Annotated in this window: 19 protein-coding genes, 1 tRNA gene and 1 other RNA gene; 13 read left to right on the top strand and 8 right to left on the bottom strand. The window is 22.8% G+C overall.

The features are described from left to right. The first annotated feature begins 7 nt into the window (after window positions 1–7). From ilvD to pheS, 6 genes are all read left to right on the top strand, one after another. Entirely contained in the window at window positions 8–1,696 is a 1,689-nt protein-coding gene (ilvD, locus tag DDE61_RS01460; protein ID WP_110473313.1) for a dihydroxy-acid dehydratase, read from the top strand. Then, the gene (gene ilvB, locus DDE61_RS01455) at window positions 1,693–3,390 is read left to right on the top strand and encodes a biosynthetic-type acetolactate synthase large subunit (RefSeq protein ID WP_110476852.1); all 1,698 of its coding nucleotides are present in this window, start codon (window positions 1,693–1,695) and stop codon (window positions 3,388–3,390) included. Before ilvD ends, ilvB begins: the two co-directional genes overlap by 4 nt. Before the next feature lie 4 nt (window positions 3,391–3,394). Then, window positions 3,395–3,655 (top strand): acetolactate synthase, encoded by a 261-nt coding sequence (locus tag DDE61_RS01450; RefSeq protein ID WP_239493601.1) that lies wholly within the window; start codon window positions 3,395–3,397, stop codon window positions 3,653–3,655. A 6-nt stretch (window positions 3,656–3,661) separates the two neighbouring features. After that, window positions 3,662–4,696 carry a ketol-acid reductoisomerase gene (gene ilvC / locus DDE61_RS01445; protein ID WP_110476851.1) on the top strand — a complete coding sequence of 345 codons (1,035 nt, stop codon included), beginning with the start codon at window positions 3,662–3,664 and terminating at the stop codon, window positions 4,694–4,696. Window positions 4,697–4,771: 75 nt separating this feature from the next. After that, a complete protein-coding gene (gene ilvA / locus DDE61_RS01440) occupies window positions 4,772–6,031 on the top strand; it encodes a threonine ammonia-lyase (RefSeq protein WP_110476850.1) in 1,260 nt (419 codons plus the stop codon). 11 nt (window positions 6,032–6,042) lie between these two features. Then, window positions 6,043–7,038: a phenylalanine--tRNA ligase subunit alpha gene (gene pheS, locus DDE61_RS01435; protein ID WP_110476849.1), complete on the top strand. Its 996-nt coding sequence runs from the start codon at window positions 6,043–6,045 to the stop codon at window positions 7,036–7,038. On the opposite strand, the gene rlmB is transcribed toward pheS, so the two are convergent. From rlmB to holA, 3 genes are read right to left on the bottom strand one after another with little or no spacing between them, the layout of a single operon-like run. After that, on the bottom strand, window positions 7,035–7,763 hold the full coding sequence (gene rlmB, locus DDE61_RS01430) for a 23S rRNA (guanosine(2251)-2'-O)-methyltransferase RlmB (protein ID WP_394798024.1): 729 nt from the start codon (window positions 7,761–7,763) through the stop codon (window positions 7,035–7,037). The two genes, pheS and rlmB, sit on opposite strands and share 4 nt — an antisense overlap. A gap of 14 nt (window positions 7,764–7,777) precedes the next feature. Next, entirely contained in the window at window positions 7,778–8,719 is a 942-nt protein-coding gene (trxB, locus tag DDE61_RS01425) for a thioredoxin-disulfide reductase (protein ID WP_110476848.1), read from the bottom strand. Between the two features lie 4 nt (window positions 8,720–8,723). After that, entirely contained in the window at window positions 8,724–9,692 is a 969-nt protein-coding gene (gene holA / locus DDE61_RS01420) for a DNA polymerase III subunit delta (RefSeq protein WP_110476847.1), read from the bottom strand. Window positions 9,693–9,696: 4 nt separating this feature from the next. On the opposite strand from holA, the gene DDE61_RS01415 reads away from it, so the two are divergent. After that, complete coding sequence (locus DDE61_RS01415; RefSeq protein WP_204352371.1) at window positions 9,697–10,122, top strand: type I restriction enzyme HsdR N-terminal domain-containing protein; 426 nt, start codon at window positions 9,697–9,699, stop codon at window positions 10,120–10,122. On the opposite strand, the gene gap is transcribed toward DDE61_RS01415, so the two are convergent. Next, window positions 10,119–11,141, bottom strand: coding sequence for a type I glyceraldehyde-3-phosphate dehydrogenase (gene gap / locus DDE61_RS01410; protein ID WP_110476846.1), 1,023 nt, complete (start codon window positions 11,139–11,141; stop codon window positions 10,119–10,121). The genes DDE61_RS01415 and gap overlap by 4 nt on opposite strands. Window positions 11,142–11,217: 76 nt before the next feature. Between gap and DDE61_RS01405 the strand changes: the two genes are divergently transcribed. Next, window positions 11,218–11,931, top strand: coding sequence for a DUF475 domain-containing protein (locus tag DDE61_RS01405; RefSeq protein WP_110476845.1), 714 nt, complete (start codon window positions 11,218–11,220; stop codon window positions 11,929–11,931). On the opposite strand, the gene DDE61_RS01400 is transcribed toward DDE61_RS01405, so the two are convergent. Both DDE61_RS01400 and pdhA read right to left on the bottom strand, forming a co-directional pair. Then, on the bottom strand, window positions 11,923–13,044 hold the full coding sequence (locus tag DDE61_RS01400) for a dihydrolipoamide acetyltransferase family protein (RefSeq protein WP_110476844.1): 1,122 nt from the start codon (window positions 13,042–13,044) through the stop codon (window positions 11,923–11,925). The two genes, DDE61_RS01405 and DDE61_RS01400, sit on opposite strands and share 9 nt — an antisense overlap. 3 nt (window positions 13,045–13,047) lie before the next feature. Beyond that, window positions 13,048–14,049, bottom strand: coding sequence for a pyruvate dehydrogenase (acetyl-transferring) E1 component subunit alpha (gene pdhA / locus DDE61_RS01395; protein ID WP_110467370.1), 1,002 nt, complete (start codon window positions 14,047–14,049; stop codon window positions 13,048–13,050). Window positions 14,050–14,081: 32 nt separating this feature from the next. On the opposite strand from pdhA, the gene DDE61_RS01390 reads away from it, so the two are divergent. Then, window positions 14,082–14,155: transfer RNA gene (locus DDE61_RS01390), tRNA-Arg, on the top strand. A gap of 36 nt (window positions 14,156–14,191) precedes the next feature. Further along, window positions 14,192–15,691, top strand: a complete 1,500-nt coding sequence (lysS, locus tag DDE61_RS01385; RefSeq protein ID WP_110476843.1) for a lysine--tRNA ligase — start codon at window positions 14,192–14,194, stop codon at window positions 15,689–15,691. Between the two features lie 10 nt (window positions 15,692–15,701). On the opposite strand, the gene argH is transcribed toward lysS, so the two are convergent. Further along, window positions 15,702–17,036, bottom strand: coding sequence for an argininosuccinate lyase (argH, locus tag DDE61_RS01380; RefSeq protein ID WP_110476869.1), 1,335 nt, complete (start codon window positions 17,034–17,036; stop codon window positions 15,702–15,704). A gap of 47 nt (window positions 17,037–17,083) precedes the next feature. On the opposite strand from argH, the gene mutL reads away from it, so the two are divergent. The 3 genes from mutL (at window position 17,084) to rnpB (ending at window position 20,456) form a co-directional block, all read left to right on the top strand. Then, on the top strand, window positions 17,084–18,724 hold the full coding sequence (gene mutL / locus DDE61_RS01375; protein WP_110476842.1) for a DNA mismatch repair endonuclease MutL: 1,641 nt from the start codon (window positions 17,084–17,086) through the stop codon (window positions 18,722–18,724). After that, the gene (locus DDE61_RS01370) at window positions 18,721–20,100 is read left to right on the top strand and encodes an aldehyde dehydrogenase family protein (protein ID WP_110476841.1); all 1,380 of its coding nucleotides are present in this window, start codon (window positions 18,721–18,723) and stop codon (window positions 20,098–20,100) included. The genes mutL and DDE61_RS01370 overlap by 4 nt, the downstream gene beginning before the upstream one ends. Window positions 20,101–20,117: 17 nt before the next feature. Beyond that, an RNA gene (gene rnpB, locus DDE61_RS01365) (RNase P RNA component class A) lies at window positions 20,118–20,456 on the top strand. Here rnpB and rsmH read toward each other — a convergent pair. After that, a complete protein-coding gene (gene rsmH, locus DDE61_RS01360) occupies window positions 20,451–21,365 on the bottom strand; it encodes a 16S rRNA (cytosine(1402)-N(4))-methyltransferase RsmH (RefSeq protein WP_110476840.1) in 915 nt (304 codons plus the stop codon). The genes rnpB and rsmH overlap by 6 nt on opposite strands. Window positions 21,366–21,380 lie beyond the last annotated feature (15 nt).

Below are 21,380 nucleotides of genomic sequence, written 5' to 3'. Positions count from 1 at the left end.
GTTTATAATGGAAAAAATAATCAATCCATTTAGTATTAAATTAACTAAAAATAATACTTTACCTGCTGCACAAGCAATGTTGTATGCTACTGGGTTAAAAGAAGATGATTTTAATAAAGCTCAAGTTGGCATAGTTAGTAATTGGTATGAAGGAAATCCATGTAATATGCATTTAAATATTCTTAGTAAAAAAATTAAATTATCTGTAAAAAGAAATGGAATGGTGGGGTTTCAATTTAATACTATAGGTATTAGTGATGGAATGTCTATGGGAACATCTGGAATGAGATATTCTTTACCTTCAAGAGAATTAATAGCAGATAGTATAGAAAGTGTTGTAAAAGCTCAACATTATGATGGATTAATAGGAATTCCAGGATGTGATAAAAATATTCCTGGAATAGTTATGGCAATGTTGCGTATTAACAGACCTTCTATATTAGTATATGGAGGGAGTATATCATCAGGTTCTTATAATGGGAAAAAATTAAATATAGTTTCTGTTTTTGAAGCTTTAGGAGAAAAAAATATAGGAAAAATATCAGAAATAGAATATAAAAATATAATTAAAAATGCTTGTCCAGGACCTGGAGCTTGTGGAGGAATGTATACAGCTAATACAATGGCTTCTTGTTGTGAAGCAATGGGAATAACAATTCCATATTCATCTTCATCATTAGCTAATAGTAGTTATAAAAAACAAGAATGTATTCAAATCGGAAAATATATAAAAAATATTTTATTAAAAAATATTAAACCACTAGATATTATTACTAACAAATCAATAAAAAATGCTATTATTTTAGCAATTGCTTTAGGAGGATCAACAAATTTAGTTTTACATATATTAGCAATAGCTAAAACTGCTAATTTAGATTTATCATTAGATGATATTCAAAATCTAAATAATAATGTTCCAATTATAGCTAACTTAAAACCAAGTGGAGATTTTTTAATGGAAGACATTCAAAATATAGGAGGAATTCCTATAATTTTAAAATATTTATTAAATGAAGGATTTATAGAAGGAGACTGTATGACAGTTACCGGAAAAACAATTAAAAATAATTTAAAAAAAATTCCAGAAATTTCTTTTAAAAAAAAAATAATTTATCCATTATTTAATCCTATAAAAAAAATAGGGCATATACGAATATTATATGGAAATCTTGCTCCTTATGGAGCAGTAGCTAAAATTACAGGAAAAGAAGGAAATTTTTTTTCAGGAATAGCAAAAGTTTTTAATTCAGAAAATTCTGCTAATGAAGCAATAATTAATAATCAAATAAAAAAAGGGGATGTAATAGTAATTAGATATGTAGGTCCTAAAGGAGGACCTGGCATGCCAGAAATGCTTAAACCAACTTCATATATAATGGGAGCTAATTTAGGAAACCAAATAGCTTTAATAACTGATGGAAGATTTTCAGGAGGCTCTCATGGCTTTGTAGTTGGTCATATTACTCCTGAAGCTCAAAATGGGGGATTAATTTCTTTAATTAAAAATGGTGATGTCATCATAATTGATGCAATAAAAAATACTTTAACATTAAAAATTTCTAAAGAAGAAATAAAAAAAAGAAAAAAAAACTGGCTAGCACCTCCTTTGAAAGTTAAATCAGGATATTTATATAAATACACAAAAACTGTTTCATCTGCTTCTAATGGTTGTGTAACAGATAAATTTGAATTATGAATTCTCAAAACTTGATCAAAGGTTCAGAAATTCTTATAAAAACACTTATTTTTGAAAAAATTGAATATATATTTGGATATCCTGGAGGAGCAATTATGCCTATTTATGATGCGTTATTTTATTATAAAAAATATATATCACATATTTTAACACGTCATGAACAAGGTGCTATACATGCTGCTCAAGGATATGCTAGAGTGAGTGGGAAAGTAGGCGTCTGTTTTACGACTTCAGGTCCTGGAGCTACCAATTTAATTACTGGCTTAGCAGATGCTTTAATAGATAGTACTGCTATTCTTTGCATTACTGGACAAGTTTCATCAAATTTATTAGGGACTGATGCATTTCAAGAAACTGATATAATCGATATTTCTATTCCTGTTACTAAATGGAATTTTCAAGTTCAAAACGCTAAAGAAATATCATATATAATCTCAAAAGGAATTTTTATAGCTAAATCAGGAAGACCTGGTCCAGTATTAATAGATATTACAAAAGATGCACAATTAGAATTATTTAATTTTTACTCTAAAAAATTTTTTTTAAAAAAAAATTTTTTTATTAAAAAAAAAATAAATTTAGAACAAATAGAAAAAACTACTACTGTAATTAAGAAATCTATAAGACCTTTAATTCTTATTGGGCAAGGAGTAATATTAGCTAATGCAGAAAAAGAATTAAAATTTTTTTTAAAAAAAACTAATATTCCTGCAGCTAGCACTCTCCTAGGATTAGGAACATTAAAAAAAAAAAATTTTTTATATATGGGGATGTTAGGAATGCATGGAAATTACCCCCCTAATATGTTAACTAATCAATCTGATGTAATATTAGCAATTGGAATGAGGTTCGATGATAGAGTGACAGGAGATATAAATCAATATGGAAAAAAAGCTAAAATAATTCATATAGATATTGATGAATCTGAAATTAAAAAAACTATTAATCCAAATATATTTTTGGTAGGAAATTGTAAAAAAATTTTAAAATTATTATTATTTAAAATAAAAAAAAAATTTTATAATAAATGGATAGAAAAATTTAATTTTTTAAAATTTAAAGAAAAAAAAGAAGTAATAAATAATGATTTTAATACTAATAAAATAGAAATTACTATGGGTGAAGTAATTAATTTTATTAATTTTTATAAAAAAAATAATACTGTGTTAGTTACAGATGTAGGCCAGCATCAAATGTCTGCATCTAGATATTTTAATTTTACTTGTAAAAAAAGTCAAATTACTTCAGGTGGATTAGGAACCATGGGATTTTCTTTACCAGCCTCTATAGGAGCAAAAATTGGATTAAAAAATAATCAAATAATTTGTATAGTAGGTGATGGGGGAATTCAAATGACTATACAAGAATTAGGAACTATTCTTCAATATAATCTTGCAATAAAGATAATATTATTAAATAATAATTTTTTAGGAATGGTGAGACAATGGCAAGAATTATTTTTTGAAAAAAGATATTCATTTACTAAAATAAAAAATCCCAATTTTATGAAAATTTGTGAAGCTTATGGAATAAACTCAAAAAAAATCTTTAAAAAAAAAATATTAAAAAAAAATATTAAATTTTTGTTAAATCAAACAAAATCATATTTACTTGAAATAATTATAGAAAAAGAATATAATATTTATCCTATAATCCCTCCTGGGAATTCTCTAGATGATTTTATCATCAAATAAATTTATGAAAAAAAAATTACATATTATTATAATTTCAGATAATATCATAGTATTATTAATACGAATAATTTTAATTTTTAATAGAAGAAATTTAAAAATTAAAAATTTTTCTTTTTTAGAAAAAAAATTAAATAATAATTATTATTATATAATAAAAATTGAAATTTTCTTTCAATTTTTAAAAATTGAAAATGTTATTAAACAAATAAAAAAAATTATAGGAATAAATAAATTATTTCTTTATAATTTAAAAATAAATATATAGATAGAGATGAAATTAAAATTTGGAAATTTAGAAGAAGAAATTATAACAAGAAAAAATTTTTCTTTAGAAAAAGCTAGAAAATGTCTTTTAAATGAAACTATTTGTGTTTTAGGTTATGGAGTTCAAGGGCCTGGCCAAGCACTTAATTTACGTGATAATGGATTTAATGTTATAGTAGGGCAAAGAAAAAATTCCAAATCATGGAAAAAGGCCATAAAAGATGGTTGGATAGAAAATAAAACATTATTTAATTTAGAAGAAGGAGTAGAAAATGGAACTATAATAATGATTTTATTATCTGATGCCGGCCAAATTGCAGTTTGGCCAAAAATAAAAAAATATTTTTATGCAGGAAAAGGATTATATTTTTCACATGGTTTTGGATTAACTTTTAAAAAAAAAACAAATATTTCTCCTCCAAAGGAGATAGATATTTTTCTTGTTGCTCCAAAAGGCTCAGGAACTAGTTTAAGAAGACTTTTCAAAGAAGGAAAAGGGATTAATTCAAGTTATGCAATATATCAAAATTATACTGGAAAAGCAAAAGAAAGAGCTTTATCTCTAGGAATCGGAATAGGATCAGCTTATTTGTTTGAAACTACGTTTAAAAAAGAAGTTTATTCTGATTTAACAGGAGAAAGAGGAACTTTAATGGGAGCTATACAAGGAATTTTTGCTGCTCAATATCAAGTATTAAGAGAAAATGGACATTCTCCATCAGAAGCATTTAATGAAACAGTAGAAGAATTAACACAAAGTCTTATGCCTTTAATAGCAGAAAAAGGAATGGATTGGATGTATGAGAATTGTTCTACAACAGCCCAAAGAGGAGCTTTAGATTGGTGGAAAAAATTTAGAGATATAAATTTGCCAATTTTTAGAAATCTTTATAAAGAAGTTTCTTCAGGTAAAGAAGCAGATAAAACAATTATATCAAATAGTAAGAAAAATTATAGAAAAAATCTTAAAAAAGAATTAAAAGAAATCAAAGAAAGTGAATTATGGCAAACAGGTGAAATAGTCCGTAAATTACGACCTTAATTATTATTATTTATTAATGGCAAATGGCAGATTATTTTACTTAATTTAATAAAAGCCGATATCTAAATTAGATTAGTGAATTCATTAATTAACAAATATTTTCCTTCAGTAAAAGATATAATAGAAGCCAAATATCTTTTAAAAGATATTATATCTAATACTCCTTTACAAAAAAATACAATTTTATCAGAAAAATATAATTCTAATATTTTTTTAAAAAGAGAAGATTTACAAATAGTTAGATCTTATAAAATAAGAGGAGCCTACAATAAAATTAAAAGTTTCTCAAAAAAGGATCTGAAAGAAGGTCTTGTTTGTGCTAGTGCAGGAAATCATGCACAAGGTGTAGCCTACTCATGTAATAAATTAAAAATATATGGAACAATATATATGCCAATCACTACTCCGAAACAAAAAATAGAGAGAGTAAAAATGTTTGGAAAAAAATATATAAATATTATTTTAACAGGAGATACATTTGATGAATGTAGTGAAAAAGCTTTTAAAGCTTGTAAAAAAAAAAAATTTATTCATCCATTTGATGATAAAAAAATTATAGAAGGACAAGGAACAGTAGGATTAGAAATTTTTCAACAAATGAAAGAAAAAATAGATTATATTTTTATTCCTGTTGGTGGTGGGGGGTTAGCTTCAGGCGTAGGAAGTTATTTTTATCATATAAGTCCAGATACTAAAATAATAGGTGTAGAACCTTTAGGGGCGCCTTCTATGAGTTTTTCATTTTTAAAAAATAAAGTAATTGAATTAAAAAATATAGATAGATTTATAGATGGGGCTTCTGTAAAAAAAGTAGGCTTATTAAATTTTAATATTTGTAAAAAAGTTTTGTTTGATATAAAACCTTTACATGAAGGTAAAGTTTGTACTACAATACTTGATTTATATAATTTAGAAGCAATCGTTGCAGAACCTGCTGGAGCTTTAGCTATTTCAGCATTAGAGATTTATTCTGAAAAAATAAGAAAGAAAAATGTAGTTTGTATTTTAAGTGGAGGAAATAATGATATAATTAGAACAGAAGAAATTAGAAAAAGATCTTTGATCTATAAAGGATTAAAACACTATTTTTTAGTTAGATTTCCTCAACGAGCTGGAGCACTTAAAGAATTTGTAAGTACTATTTTAGGGACTAATGATGAGATAACATATTTTCAATATTCTAAAAAAACTTCTAAAGAAGAAGGACCAGCTGTCATAGGAATAGAATTATCAGATAAAAAAGATTTTTCCGGAATGATAAAAAAAATGAAGAAATATAATATACATTATCAATATATTAATGATAATCCAGATTTATTTGATATACTTATATAAATTTTATATAAATGTTAAATAAAATAAAAAAAATAAAAAAAGATTTTTTTTTATTAAAAATAAATTCTCTTTCCGAGTTAGAAATTTTAAAAAAAAAATATTTAGGAAAAAAAGGAATTTTAAATTTTTTTTTTAAAGAAATAAAATTTATTGAAAATTCTGAATTAGAAAAAAAAAAAATAGGATTTTATCTTAATTCTTTAAAAAAAGATATTGAAATTTATATAAAGAAATATAAACAAATTTTTTTAAAAAAGAAAAAAAAAATTAAAAAAAAAGATTATTTTACCGATTTTACAAAACCTGGAAATAAAAAAGATCTAGGATCTAGACATCCAATTTCTATCATAGAAAATCGTATAATAAATATTTTCAATAAAATAGGATTTCAAATTTGTGAAGGTCCTGAGATAGAAAATGACTGGTATAATTTTACAGCATTAAATTTTCCATATAATCACCCTGCTAGGGAAATGCAAGATACTTTTTTTTTAAAAAAAAGTAATAAATTGTTACGAACACACACTTCTTCAGTCCAGATAAGATATATGGAAAAAAATCCCCCTCCAATAAGAGTGATTTCTCCAGGAAGGGTTTATAGAAATGAAAAGATTTCTTCAAATTCTCATTATCTATTTCATCAAATAGAAGGATTTTATTTAGATAAAAAAGTTTCATTTAAAGATTTAAAAAATACTATAAATTTTTTTATTCAAAATTTTTTTGGAAAATCAATTACTAGATTTCGACCATCTTATTTTCCATTTACAGAACCCAGTGCAGAATTAGATATATTATGGAATAATAAATGGCTTGAAATTCTTGGATGTGGTATGATAGATCCTATTGTATTAAATAATATAAATATAAATTCTGAGATTTATTCAGGATTTGCTTTTGGAATTGGAATAGAACGGATTACATTAATGATTTATAATTTAAATGATATTAGAGATTTTTTTGAAAATGATTTAAGATTTTTGAAACAATTTAAACAAGAATTTTAACTTTCAATTAGTCTTTGTCTTATAGTTTCATATAAAATAGCTCCACAAGCAACTGAAACATTTAATGATGTTAAAGAATTTTTTATTAAAGGTAATTTAACTGTATTATTACATAATGATAAATATTTTTTTGAAATTCCCTTTTGTTCACTTCCTAAGATAAAAGCTGTAGGATTTTTATAATTAAATTTATAGCAAATATTATCTGTTTTTTCAGTTACAGCTATAACTTGTATTCCAAAAGATTTTAAATATCTTATAATTTTTATTATATTTTTTTCTTTACAAATTGGAATTTTAAAAATTCCTCCTGAGGAGGTTTTGATAGAATCACTATTTATAGTGACACTATTTTTAGTAGCCATGATAATAGCATCCACCCCAGTACAAGCTGAAGTTCTAACAATAGACCCAAAATTTCTTACATCTGTAATACTATCTAAAATTATTAATAATGGAATTTTACCAGAATTATAAATCATTGGAATGATATTTTCAATTTTCAACAATTGAATATGATCGATAATTGCAAATACTCCTTGATGATTTTTTTTTTCAATTTTTTTAAAATTTATTATTTCATTTAATGAAATATTATTTTTTTTAGAATATTTTATTATTTTTTTAATTTTATTATTTTTATTATTTTTCTTATTTAAATAAATTTTATATATTTTTATTTTAGATTTTATTGCTTCATATAAAGTGTTTATTCCATAAATCATAATGGTATTTTTTTTCATTCCTCTAAATCTAAAGAAGATAAATATTTTTCAACCTCTATTGCAGCCATACAACCTGTTCCAGCTGATGTAATTGCTTGTCTATAAATTTTATCTTTAACATCTCCTGCAGCAAAAACTCCCGGTATATTTGTTTTAGTAGAATTTTTTTTTGTTAAAATATAACCATTTTTATCTAAAGAAATTTTATTTTTAAAAATATTAGTATTAGGACTATTGCCTATAGCAAGAAACATAGCTTTTACATTTATTTTTTTTTCTTCATTAGAATAATTCTTTTTACAAATTAAATATTCTAATTTTTTTTTTCCTATTATTTTTTTAATTTCAAAATTAAATAATAATTTAATATTATTAATATTATAAATTTTTTTTTGCATAATTTTAGAAGCTCTCATTTTAGATTTTCTAATTATAATATATATTCTATTACATAATTTTGATAAAAAAATTGCTTCTTCAAGAGCTTTATCTCCTCCGCCAATTACAGCAACATCTTTTTTTTTAAAAAAAAAACCATCACATGTGGCACATGTAGATATTCCATGTCCTATCAAGGCTTTTTCATTATCTATATTTAGATATTTTGGATATGCTCCTGTTGCTATAATTATAGTTTTAGTTTGTATTTTTTTATTATTATCTAATAAAATTTCATGAATATTATTTAATTTAAAATTAATATCAATTACATTATTAAAATAAATTTTTGTACCAAATTTTTCAGCTTGTTTTTTAAAATTCTCCATTAACAAATAACCTTTTACTCCTTTTGGAAATCCAGGATAATTTTCTATTTCATTAGTTTTTATAAGTTGTCCTCCTGGAATTGGGCCTGTATATAAAATATGATTTAAATCTGCACGAGCAATATAAATTGCTGCAGTATATCCAGCAGGACCGGATCCTATAATTATACAATCAAAAATTTTTTTCATATTTTTAATTATAAAATATTTTATAGAAAAGTTCTTCTAAAATAGATTCCTTATTAATTGAATTAATATAAATATTTTTTATTTTAATATCTGCTTCTCTTATAGAAGAAATAATATTATATATATTATTTAATGGATACTTTTTTAAAGTAGTAAAATTCAAAATTTTATTTTCAAAATTTTGAAATTTCACATTTGTGAAAATTAAACAATGAAATTTAATTATTTTTAAAAATAAATTATAAATATTTTTTAAAATAAAACTAATTGGACAATTTAAATTTAAAATAGCTTTATAAGCTTTTATAAAATTTTTTTCAATTATATATGATTCTACTTTAAAAGTAGTTTTAATTACATATTTTTTAATAATCTTTTCATCTATAATTTGATTTTTTTCCATTAAAATAAATAATTTATTTATTTCATTATTTATCGAATATAAATTTTCTCCTAAAAACTTTATTAAAAGTTTAATAGCATTATGAGTAATAATATATCCTTTTTCTTCAATTTCATTTTTAAAAAAATTCAAAATTTCATTCGTTTTTAATTTGACACAATTAAAAATTATTCCATTTTTTTTAATATATTTATATAATTTTTTTCTTTTCTCAAGAACTTTATTATTATAACAAATAATTAATATAGTTTTTTTATAATGATTTTTTAATATATAATATATATTTTCAATTTTTTCTGACAAAAATTGTGCCTCTTTTACAATTATTAAATTATATTCATTTGAAAAATTTATATAAATTTGTTTAGTAACAAAAAAAAGTTTTTTTAAATCTAAATCATATCCATATAATATTTTTTTTTTTATTTTTTCTTTTTTTTTTAAAAACAATTCAATTGAATTCGTTAAATTTTCTATTAAAAATCTTTCTTCTCCCATAAAAAAATAAATATTTTTAAATTTTTTATTATTTATATCGGTGATAATTTTTTTTTTAAATGTTAAAAACATTAAAATGAAATATAAATTTTTAATTAAACATTATAATAATAATACTTATATTTATTGTATTATTAGAAAAAAATATTATCTCTTTACTAAAGAAGAATATGTTAGACAACATATGTTATATTATTTAATTTTCAATAAAGGATATGATTTTTCATCTATTTTTGTAGAAAAAATTTATTATTTTAATAATTTAAAAAAACGGATAGATATACTTGTTTATAAAAACAACCAACCTTTCATTCTTATTGAATGCAAATCTTCAAAGATTTTTTCAAAAAAAGTATTTGATCAAATCATTCAATATAATTTTTATATTAAAAGTTATTATTTATTAATTACCAATTGGATTAATAATATAATTTTTAAAATTGATTTCAAAAATCATATAATTTTATTTTTTAATGAAATTCCAAATTACAATTCCAATTAATTTGGAATTTCATTTTCTAATGAATTTAGATACTCTACTAAATCTAATAATTTATTAGAATATGCCACTTCATTATCATACCAGGATATTACTTTTAAAAAAGTAGAATTTAACATCATACTAGCGCTCGCATCAAATATTGAAATCCTTTTATCTCCAATAAAATCCATTGATACTACTGGATCTTCTATATATCCTAAAATATTTTTATATTCATTTTCTGAAGCATGTTTCATAACAAATTTTACTTCTTCATAAGAAGTTTTAGTTTTTAAACTAACTGTCAAATCTACTACTGAAACATTTATTGTAGGAACTCTAAAAGCTATTCCTGTTAATTTTCCATCCAATTCAGGAATTACTTTGCCAACAGCAATAGCAGCACCTGTAGATGATGGAATAATATTTACTAGTGCAGACCTTCCTCCTCTCCAATCCCTAATTGATGGAGAATCAACTACTTTTTGAGTAGCTGTAGCTGAATGAACAGTTGTCATTAATCCTTCTACAATTCCAAAATTATCATTTAATATTTTAGCTATAGGAGCTAAACAATTAGTAGTGCATGAGGCATTAGATATTATTTTTTGATCTTTTTTTAAAAAATTATTATTCACCCCCATTACAAACATAGGAATCTCACCTTTAGGAGGTGCAGATAATATTACTTTTTTAGCTCCTGCTTTTAAATGATTAAAAGCTTTTTCATATGTAAGAAAAGCTCCTGTTGATTCGATTATGTAATCTGCATTTATTGATCCCCAATTAATTTTAGATGGATCTGTTTCACACGTTATTCTAATTTTCTTATTATTAACAATAAGATTATTATTGTCTATCTTTATACTGCCTTTAAAAGGCCCATGTGTTGAATCATATTTTAACATATAAGCTATATAATCAACCTTTAAAAGATCATTTATAGCTACTATTTCAATAGTTTCTCTTTCTAGAGAAGCATTAAATAGTAATCTTCCTATTCTTCCAAATCCATTTATTCCTATTCTAATTTTAGACATATATTTTTTTTTTAATTTATTTTATTTGATTTTATATTAAAAATAATAAAATTTATTTCTAAATAGTAAAAAAGTGATGAAAACTAATTATTCTCAATTTTTTAAAGAAATTGTAGACCATCCTCTCCATTCTATATCTATTCTTATTAATATAGTCTTAATAGAAGCTCTTCTCTCTATAGATAATGCTACCATTTTAACTACTTTGGTTAAAAACATTAACAAAAAAGATAGAAAAAAAGCATTAAACTATGGGATTTTCGGAGCATATTTCTTTAGAATAATATCTTTAATTTTTGCTGCTGTAATAATTAATATGTGGTGGTTAAAACTAATTGGAGGGTTATATTTAATATATTTAGGAATTAATCATTTTTTAAAAACCCAAAAAGAAGAAAAGAATTTATTTAAAATTAATTTTTTTTCTAAAATTTGGGTAACTATTCTTTATGTAGAATTAATTGATTTTCTCTTTTCAATAGATAACATTTTGGCAGGAATATCATATTCAAATAATCCAGTATTAATTTTTTTAGGAGTTTTTATAAGTCTTTTTTTACTAAGAATTAGTACAGTCAAATTATTAAAATTAACAGAAAAATATTCTTCTTTAGAAGATTCTGCATTTTTTATAATAATTTTATTAGGATTAAAATTAATTATTTCTTTATATGAAAAAATATATCAAGATGATAATTTTACACTTTTTTTACAAAGTAAAAGCTTGAAAATTTCATTTACTTTAACTAATCTTATGATTTTAATCATTCCAATATTATATTTAAAGTAAAATCTTTAATGGTTCTTGTAACAAATGTTTTAAACATTTTAAATAATCACTTCCTACTGCACCATCTATCATTCGATGATCACATGTTAATGTAAATTTAGTAGTATGACCTATTACAATTTTATCATTATTTATAATAGGTTTTTTCTTTATCCTTCCTACAGAAAGAATACAAGAATTAGGTTGATTAATAATAGATGTAAATGAATCTATCCCAAACATTCCAAGATTTGAAACAGTAAAAGTACTACCTTCTAATTCATTAGATTGAAGTTTTTTTTCTTTAGCTTTTATTACTTTCTCTTTTATTTCAAGAGAAATTTTTCTTAATGATTTCTCATCTACATTAGAAATTACAGGAACAATTAATCCATCTTCTAATGCAACTGCTATTCCTATATTAATATTCTTATGGTATAAGATACTTTTTTCTGTCCAAGAAGAATTTATTTTTGGATTTGCTTTTATAGCTATAGCCGAAGCTTTAACTATTAAATCATTAAAAGATATTTTTTTTAAATAATTCATTTCGTTAAGAGATTCTCTTAATTTCATTAAATTCTCCATTTTTATTTCTAAAAATAAAGAATAATGAGGGGATTCCATTTGAGAATTAATTAATCTTTTGCTAATTATTTTTCTCATATTAGAATGGTCTACTTTCTTAAAAGTTATTTTATCATCTGATAAATGATTATTATATTTTTCTATATCTTTTTTTATAATACGTCCATTATTTCCACTTCCTTTAATATTTTCTAATGAAATTCCTTTTTCAAAAGCAATTTTTTTAGCTAAAGGAGAAATAAAAATTTTTTTATTATTTTTTTTAATAATAGTTTGGTTTTCTTTTAACAAAGAACTAATATCTTCATTTTCAGACCCTAAAATAGCTAATAAACTATTTACTGGGGCAGTTTCTCCTTCTTTAATGCCAATATAAAGTAATGTAGAATTAGATTCAGCTTCAAATTCCTGAATTGCTTTATCCGTTTCTATTTCCGCTAAAATATCTCCTTCTAAAATTTTGTCACCTATCTTTTTATGCCATTTTACAACAGTCCCTTCTTCCATAGTATCACTTAAACGAGGCATAAATATAACTTCTGCCATATTTTATATATTTTTTTTTTCTAAAAAAGTAGAATTTTTTTTATAATAAACTACACTATATAGTTTTTCTTCATTTGGATAATTTGACATTTCTGCAAAATTAACACATTCCTCAATTTTTTTATTAATTTCATCTTTAAATTCATTTAAAATTTTTTCTGAAACTAATTTGTTATCTAAAATATATTTCTTTATAAGAAGAATAGGATCTCTAGATTTAAATTCATTAATTTCTTTTTTACTTCTATATGATTCTGAATCGGACATAGAATGTCCTCTATATCGATAAGTGCGAAGATCTAAAAAGGTAGGTCCTTTTCCCTTTCTAGCTTTTTCTATTGCATTAGAAGCATGTTCATATATTTTTATAGGATCCATTCCATCTACACAAAAAGATGGCATTTTATATGCTAATCCAATTTTATATATTTCTTCAATATTAGAACTTCTTTTTACAGAAGTGCCCATTGCATATTTATTATTTTCGCATATAAAAACAACAGGTAATTTCCAAATCATTGCCATGTTAAAAGTTTCGTGAAGTGAACCTTGATTCACCGCTCCATCACCCATAAGAGTTAATGTTACGGCATCACGAAAAAAATATTTATCTGCAAATGCAATTCCTGCACCTATAGGAATTTGTCCGCCTACAATGCCATGACCTCCATAAAACCGATATTTTTTACTAAAAATATGCATCGACCCCCCCATTCCACAAGATGTTCCAGTATTTTTTCCAAATAATTCAGCCATAATTTTTTTAGGATTTACCCCCATAGCTATTGGCAAAATATGACATCTATAAGCAGTAATCATTTTATCTTTCTTTAAATCCATAGCCTGAACAAGACCTGCAGGAATAGCTTCTTGTCCATTATATAAATGTAAAAATCCTCTTATTTTTTGTTTTAAGTATAAAGATCTACATTTATCTTCAAATTTTCTCCAAAATGACATATCTTTAAACCATTTTAAATATATATCATTACTAATTTTTTTCATTTTTTTTATTATATATTTATTTTCTTATTTAAGGCCTTGTAGCTTAATTGGATAGAGCATCTGACTACGGATCAGAAGGTTGGGGGTTCAACTCCCTTCGAGGTCACTTATTTAAGTTTTTAGAAATAATGTAATTCATTTCATGAATAAAAATTTTTTAAAATTTTCAGATCAAGAAATAATACGTAGAAACAAACTTGATGTAATTAGAAAAATTGGAATAAATCCTTATCCTTCTGAAGAATATAATGTAAATGCCACATCAAAAGATGTGATTAAATATTATGAATATGGAAAAAATGTTATTATTTCTGGACGTATTATTAGAATGAGAAAAATGGGCAAGGCCTCATTTCTAGAGATAAAAGATAATCATGGATTAATTCAGATTTATCTGAAAAGAGATAGTATTTCTGAATTTAAAACCAAATATGATTTTTTTTTAAAAAAACTTTTAGATATTGGAGATATTATAGGAATAAAAGGTTTTTTATTTAAAACTAAAAGCAATAAGATCACTGTACATGCTGTAGATATAAAATTACTATCTAAATGTTTACGTGTTTTACCAAATGTAAAAAAAGATGAAACTGGAAAAGTTCATGATTCTTTTGAAGAGTCTGAACAACGTTATAGAATGAGATATTTAGATTTAATAGTTAATGATAAAACTAAAAAGCTTTTTATAAAGCGTACTAAAATAGTTCAATATATTAGAAATTATTTAAATAATAAAGGATATTTAGAGGTTGAAACTCCTGTTCTTCAATCAATTCCAGGGGGAGCTATTGCTCGTCCATTTATAACTCACCAGAATGCATTAAATATTCAATTCTATTTACGGATTTCAAATGAATTATTTTTAAAAAAATTAATTGTAGGAGGCTTAGAATCTGTTTATGAATTTTCTAGAAATTTTAGAAATGAAGGTATAGATAAAAACCATAATCCAGAATTTACTATATTAGAATTATATGTATCTTATAAAGATTATTTTTGGATGATGAATTTTATAGAAAAATTATTAGAATATTTATGTATAAAATTATATAATAAAAAATTATTAAAAATTAATAATAAACTTATTAGTTTTAAAACCCCATTTAAAAAAATTACAATATTAGATTCAATTAAAGAAAATACTGGGTTTGATTTATCTGGATTGAATGAAAAAAATATTAGAAATATATGTAAAAAATTACAGCTAAAAATTGATAAAAACATGGGAAAAGCCAAATTGATTGAGCAAATTTTTAGTGAAAAATGTGAAAAAAAATATAGAAATCCTACCTTTATTATGGATTTTCCAATAGAAATGAGTCCTTTAACTAAGAAACATAGAAGGAAAAAAGGATTAACTGAAAGGTTTGAATTAATAATTAATGGAAATGAAATTGCGAATTCCTATTCTGAATTAAATGATCCTATTGATCAATTAAAAAGATTTAGAGAACAAATTAAACTTTTTGAAAAAGGAGATAATGAAGCCATGTTAATAGATTGGGAGTTTATTCGTTCTTTAGAATTTGGAATGCCTCCGTGTGCAGGAATAGGAATTGGAATAGATAGATTAATAATGTTATTAACAAATAACAAATGTATACAAGAAGTATTATTTTTTCCTCAAATGAGACAAATTTAAAATGAGATTATCATTTCATTAATAAATTATTAATGGCTTTATTCACTTTTTCAAAGTGAAAACTTTGAATTAATTTTTTCATTATAAATTTAAGTTTGTTATTACATAAATTACCTATACTCCCTTCATGGGAATGTTTTATATCAGTAATTGGGGAAAAAAATCCTTTTTGGATATCTAACCCAACTTTTTTATATGCTTCTCTAAATGAAAAACCATCTTTAACTAAAGAATTAACTACTTCTACACTAAACAAATAGTTATATTTTTTATTATTTAAAATATTTTTCTTTATAATAAGCTTTTTCAGCATTTCTACATAAATTAATAATATGGTTTTTATTTCCTCAAATACTGGTAAAAAAATTTCTTTAATAGTTTGAAAATCTCGATGATATCCTGAAGGGAGATTCGTTGTAATAATTGAGATTTGATTAGGTAAAGAAATAATTTTATTACATCTAGACCTTATTAATTCAAATACATCTGGATTTTTTTTGTGTGGCATTATACTAGATCCTGTAGTTAAATTATCAGGTAAAGATAAAAAATTAAAATTTTGACTCATATATAAACAGATATCTTGAGAAATTTTACTCATAGTATGAGCTAATGATGAAAGAGCTTGTGAAACTATACGTTCGGTTTTTCCTCTACACATTTGTGCATAGACAACATTATAATTTAAATCTTCAAATCCTAAAAGATCCGTTGTCAGGTTTCTATTTAATGGAAAAGAGGAGCCAAATCCAGCTGCTGAACCTAAAGGATTTTTATTCGAAATTTTATATGCACTTTTTAAGAAAATTATATCATCTATAAGACTTTCTGAATAAGATGCAAACCATAATCCAAATGATGAAGGCATAGCTATTTGATAATGTGTATAACCAGGAATTAAAATATTTTTATATCGATTACTTAAATAAATTAAAACATTGAATAAATCTTGAATTAAAAACACTATTTCTTGTATTTCTTTTCGTATAAATAATTTTATATCTAATAAAACTTGATCATTTCTAGATCTCCCACTATGGATTTTTTTTCCTAGTTCTCCTAAACTGTTAGTTAACATGAATTCTATTTGAGAATGGATATCTTCTATATTTTCATCTATTTTAAATTTTCCTGATTTTATTATTTCATAAATACTATGTAATTCTTTTATTAAAGAATTTAATTCGTTAATGTTTAATAAACCTATTGTTTCTAACATTATTATATGTGCTAATGTGCCGATAATATCATGAGGTGCTAAAAATAAATCTAAATTTCTATCTTTTCCTACTGTAAATAGATCTATTTTTTTATTAATTTCAAAATTTTTTTGCCAGAGTTTCACAATTTTTAAATAAAAATATATATATATTATAAGAAATTTGTCATCAAATGACTGATGTAATAAAATTATTATCAAAAAATGTATCAAATCAAATAGCATCTGGAGATGTAATCCAGAATCCAGCCTCAATTTTAAAAGAAATTTTAGAAAATTCTATAGATGCAGATGCAAAAAATATTAAAATCATTTTAACAAATGGAGGAAAAAATAGAATACATATTATAGATGATGGAATAGGAATGAGTCAAAATGATGCTATTAAAAGTTTTGAGAGATATTCAACTTCCAAATTAACTAAAATAGAAGATCTTTTGAAGATTTCAACTAAAGGCTTTAGAGGGGAAGCTTTATCTTATATCTCTTCGGTAACACAGATTGAACTTGAGACAAGAGAGAAAACTTCAGATTTAGGAATAAGGCTTATTATAGAAAATGGAGAATTAAAATATAAACCATTACCAATTGCAATGAATAAAGGATGTAGCATTTGTATAAAAAATATATTTTATAATATTCCTGCTAAAAGAAAAAATTTAAAATCATCTAATTTAGAATTAAAAAACATTATTAATGAATTTTATAAAATTGTTTTAAGTCATAAAGAAATTAATTTTTATTTAGAAAATAATAAAAAATTATTATTTAATTTAAATAAATCTTCTTATAAAGAACGGATAATTCAAATCTATGGTGAAAAATTAAAAAACAAATTAATTAAAATAAAAAAAACTACTAAGTTAGTAAAAATAAAAGGTTATATAACCCACCCTAACTATAATAAAAAGTTAGGACAATATTTATTTTTAAATAAACGTTATATAACAAATAAAAATATACATAATGCTATAATAGCTTCTTATGAAGGAATTTTAAATAAAAAAGAAAATCCTTCTTATTTTATCTTTTTAAGTATGGATTATAATAAATTTAATATTAATATTAATCCTTCTAAAACAAAAGTAAATTTTTTTTATGATTATGAATATGAAATTGAGTTATGTAATAATATTAGTTCGACTATTAAAGAATCTTTAGGAATCAATAATATTTATAATTATTATTATAATAATAAATATTTTTTTCCGTTAACAGAAAAAAGTGATTTAAAGGTTTTTAACAAAAAATATAAACAAATTAAAAATTTGTTTAAAAACCAATCATTTTATAAAAATGAAACCAAAATACACTTATATAAATGGATTCAAATTTATAATAGCTATTTATTAGGGGTAATAAAATCTGGACTTTTATTAGTAGATCAAAATCGTGCTCATCAAAGAATTTTATATGATTTTTTTTATAAAAAAAAATCTAAAAATCTAAAAATAGATAAAAAATCTTTTTTAAAAAAAATATTATCTAAATTAAATTATTTAGGATTTAAAATTTTTGTTTTAAAAAAAAAAATATTAGTACAATCTTTCTCTCTTGGAATAAAAAAAACTAATCTAACTAAGATTATAGAAAAAATTTTTGAAAATGAAAAAATGATGAATAAAAAAAATATTATATATAAATATATATGTAAATATTTTGCTCTAAAAAAGGGAAAAAAAATTTCTAATTTAGAAATAAAAGGATTAATAAAAAAATTATTTGTTTCTAACAATCCTTATTATTCTCCTTTTGGGGAAAAAATTCTTTTGAATGTTTCTAAAGAAAAAATGAAAAAATTATTCATTAAATGAAACATTCTTATAATTATAAAAAGAAGATTTTTTCTATAATAGAGTTAAAAAAAATTTATGATGAAATGTTTAATTCTCAAATAGATATTCCTCAATTCATTGGAAATGAAAAACTTTTTAGTGGAATTAAACATTCTATATATCCTCCACATGATAATAAAAAAATTATAGGATATTGGCATGAAGGCTCAGAAAAAGATATAATTAATGCAATTAATTACTCTTTATCAGTCCAAAAAGATTGGTTAAATCTTTCTTTTAAAGAAAGAATTTCTATCTTTTTAAAAGTAGTAGATTTAATTTCTGGTCCATATAGAGATAAACTTAATGCAGCTACAATGATTGGTCAATCGAAAAATATATTTCAATCTGAAAGAGATTCATCTTGCAAATTAAGAGATGATTTAAAAAATCATATAGATTTTGCAAAAAAAATATATAAAAAAAAAAATTTAATTCCTTTAAATTATAAAGGATTTGTTGTTGCAATTACACAATTTAATTTTTCTTTTGTAGAAATCCCATATTGGATTGTAATTATGGGAAATGTTGTGTTATGGAAACCATCTGAAATGCAATTGTTAACAGCAAATGTTTTAATGGAAATCTTTCAAATTGCTGGTATTCCAGATGGAATAATTAATTTATTATTAATAAATATAAAAAAAATAACAAATGTTGGATTAACCCATACAAATTTTGGGGGAGTAACTTTTAAAGGTCCTATAAAGGATTATAAAATAATTTTAAATAAAATAAAAAAATATATTTTTAAATATAAAACATATCCTATGTTTTTAGGGAAAACAATAGGAAAAAATTTTCTTTTGGTCCATTCTAGTTATAATAGCAAAAAAGTATCTACAGCAATTTTAGCTGGAGCTTTTGAATATCAAGGCCAAAAAAGTTCTTCTATATCTATAGCTTATATTCCAAAAAAATTATGGAAAAATAAATTAAAAAAAATTTTAATAGAAAAAATTCTTTCCCTGAAAATAGGAAGTCCTAGAAATTTTTCAAATTTTATTACATCTGTAATTGATAAAATTAGTTTTTTAAAAATAAAACTTTATATAGAAAAATCTTCTTCTGATAAGAAGAGTAATATTATTATTGGGGGAAAATGTGATAGTTCAAAAGGTTTTTTTATTACTCCAACAGTAATAGAAACTAATAATCCCTATTATTTTTTTGAGGAAATTTATTCACCGGTAATAACAATTTTTCTATATGAAGAGTCTAATTGGAAAAACATACTTTTTTTAATTAAAAATTCAAACAAATTTATTACAGGATCGATATTTTGTATTGATAAATCAATAATTTCTTCTGTTAAAAAGAAATTATATAATTTAAATATAAATTTTCATTATTAGAAAATAAAATTTAAAAAAAAGTAGACAATTTTATCGCGTTCAAATAAAAGAAAATAAAATAAAAAAACTTTTTTTAATGAGGAAAGTCCGGACACCATTAGGGTAACACATTGGGTAATACCCGTCCATCGTGAGATGAGGAATAGTGCAACAGAAAAAAAGTACAGTAAGGCTGTAGTGAAATTGTGTAAACTCTGTGTTGTGAAATGCCATGTATACCGGATACTTGAATTTAAAAAAGTGTAGGATTCCCTTTCACTATTAATTCGGGGGGTAGGCAGATAGAGATAAAAGGTAACTTTTATCCCAGATAAATGATAAAAAAAACAGAATCCGGCTTATAGTCTACTTTATAAGTTAAATTTTTTTTCTGCTATTCTTAATCTAGCACTTCTTGATCTATTATTTTGTTTTCTTTCTTTTTTAGAGGTAAAAATTACTCTAGGTTCTAAAAGAATTAAAGGAGATAGATTATTGCCATATAAATCATATTGACCTACTCCATGAAAATTTCCAGTTTTAAAAAAATTTTTTACAATTCTATCTTCTAAAGAATGATAAGAAATAATTGCAATTCTCCCTCCAGGTTTTAATATAGATAATGAATTATTTAATAAATCTTTTAATGCATTGATTTCATCATTTACTTCTATTCTAAGAGATTGAAATATTTTTGAGAAAAATTTATTTTTTAATTTTGTTTTAAAAAAACAAGCTAAAAGATTTTTTAGTTCAAAAGTTTTGTTTATAATTTTTTTTTTTCTTTGTTTTAAAATAATGTTTGCTATTTTTTTTGCATTTTTTACTTCTCCATATTTAATTAAAATATTATATAATTTTTTATATGAATAATTATTTATTATAAATTTTGCATTTTTTTTTTTATAATGATCCATTCTCATATCTAAAAGACTATCATATCTAATTGAAAACCCTCTGTTGGGAGTATTTATCTGATGAGAAGAAATTCCTAAATCTGCTAATATTCCCGATACATAATTAATATTTTTTTTTTTTAAAATGATTTTTAAAAATCTAAAATTATCTTTAACAAGATTAAATCTTGCATCAAAGATATTATTATTCTTTATAGAATCTATATCTTGATCCAAAGCAATTAGCTTACCTTTATTACTTATTTTTTTTAAAAATGAAAAAGAATGCCCCCCCCCACCAAAAGTGGAGTCTATATAAATTCCATCAATTTCTTTAACTAATAGAGCTAATGTTTCTTCCAATAAGACAGGATTATGAAATGCAGACATTTTAATATAATTTAT

Origin of the sequence: Candidatus Karelsulcia muelleri (assembly GCF_003214255.1) — a bacterium.
Taxonomy (GTDB): domain Bacteria; phylum Bacteroidota; class Bacteroidia; order Flavobacteriales; family Blattabacteriaceae; genus Karelsulcia; species Karelsulcia muelleri_B.
This window is presented reverse-complemented; position numbering and strand designations above follow the sequence as displayed.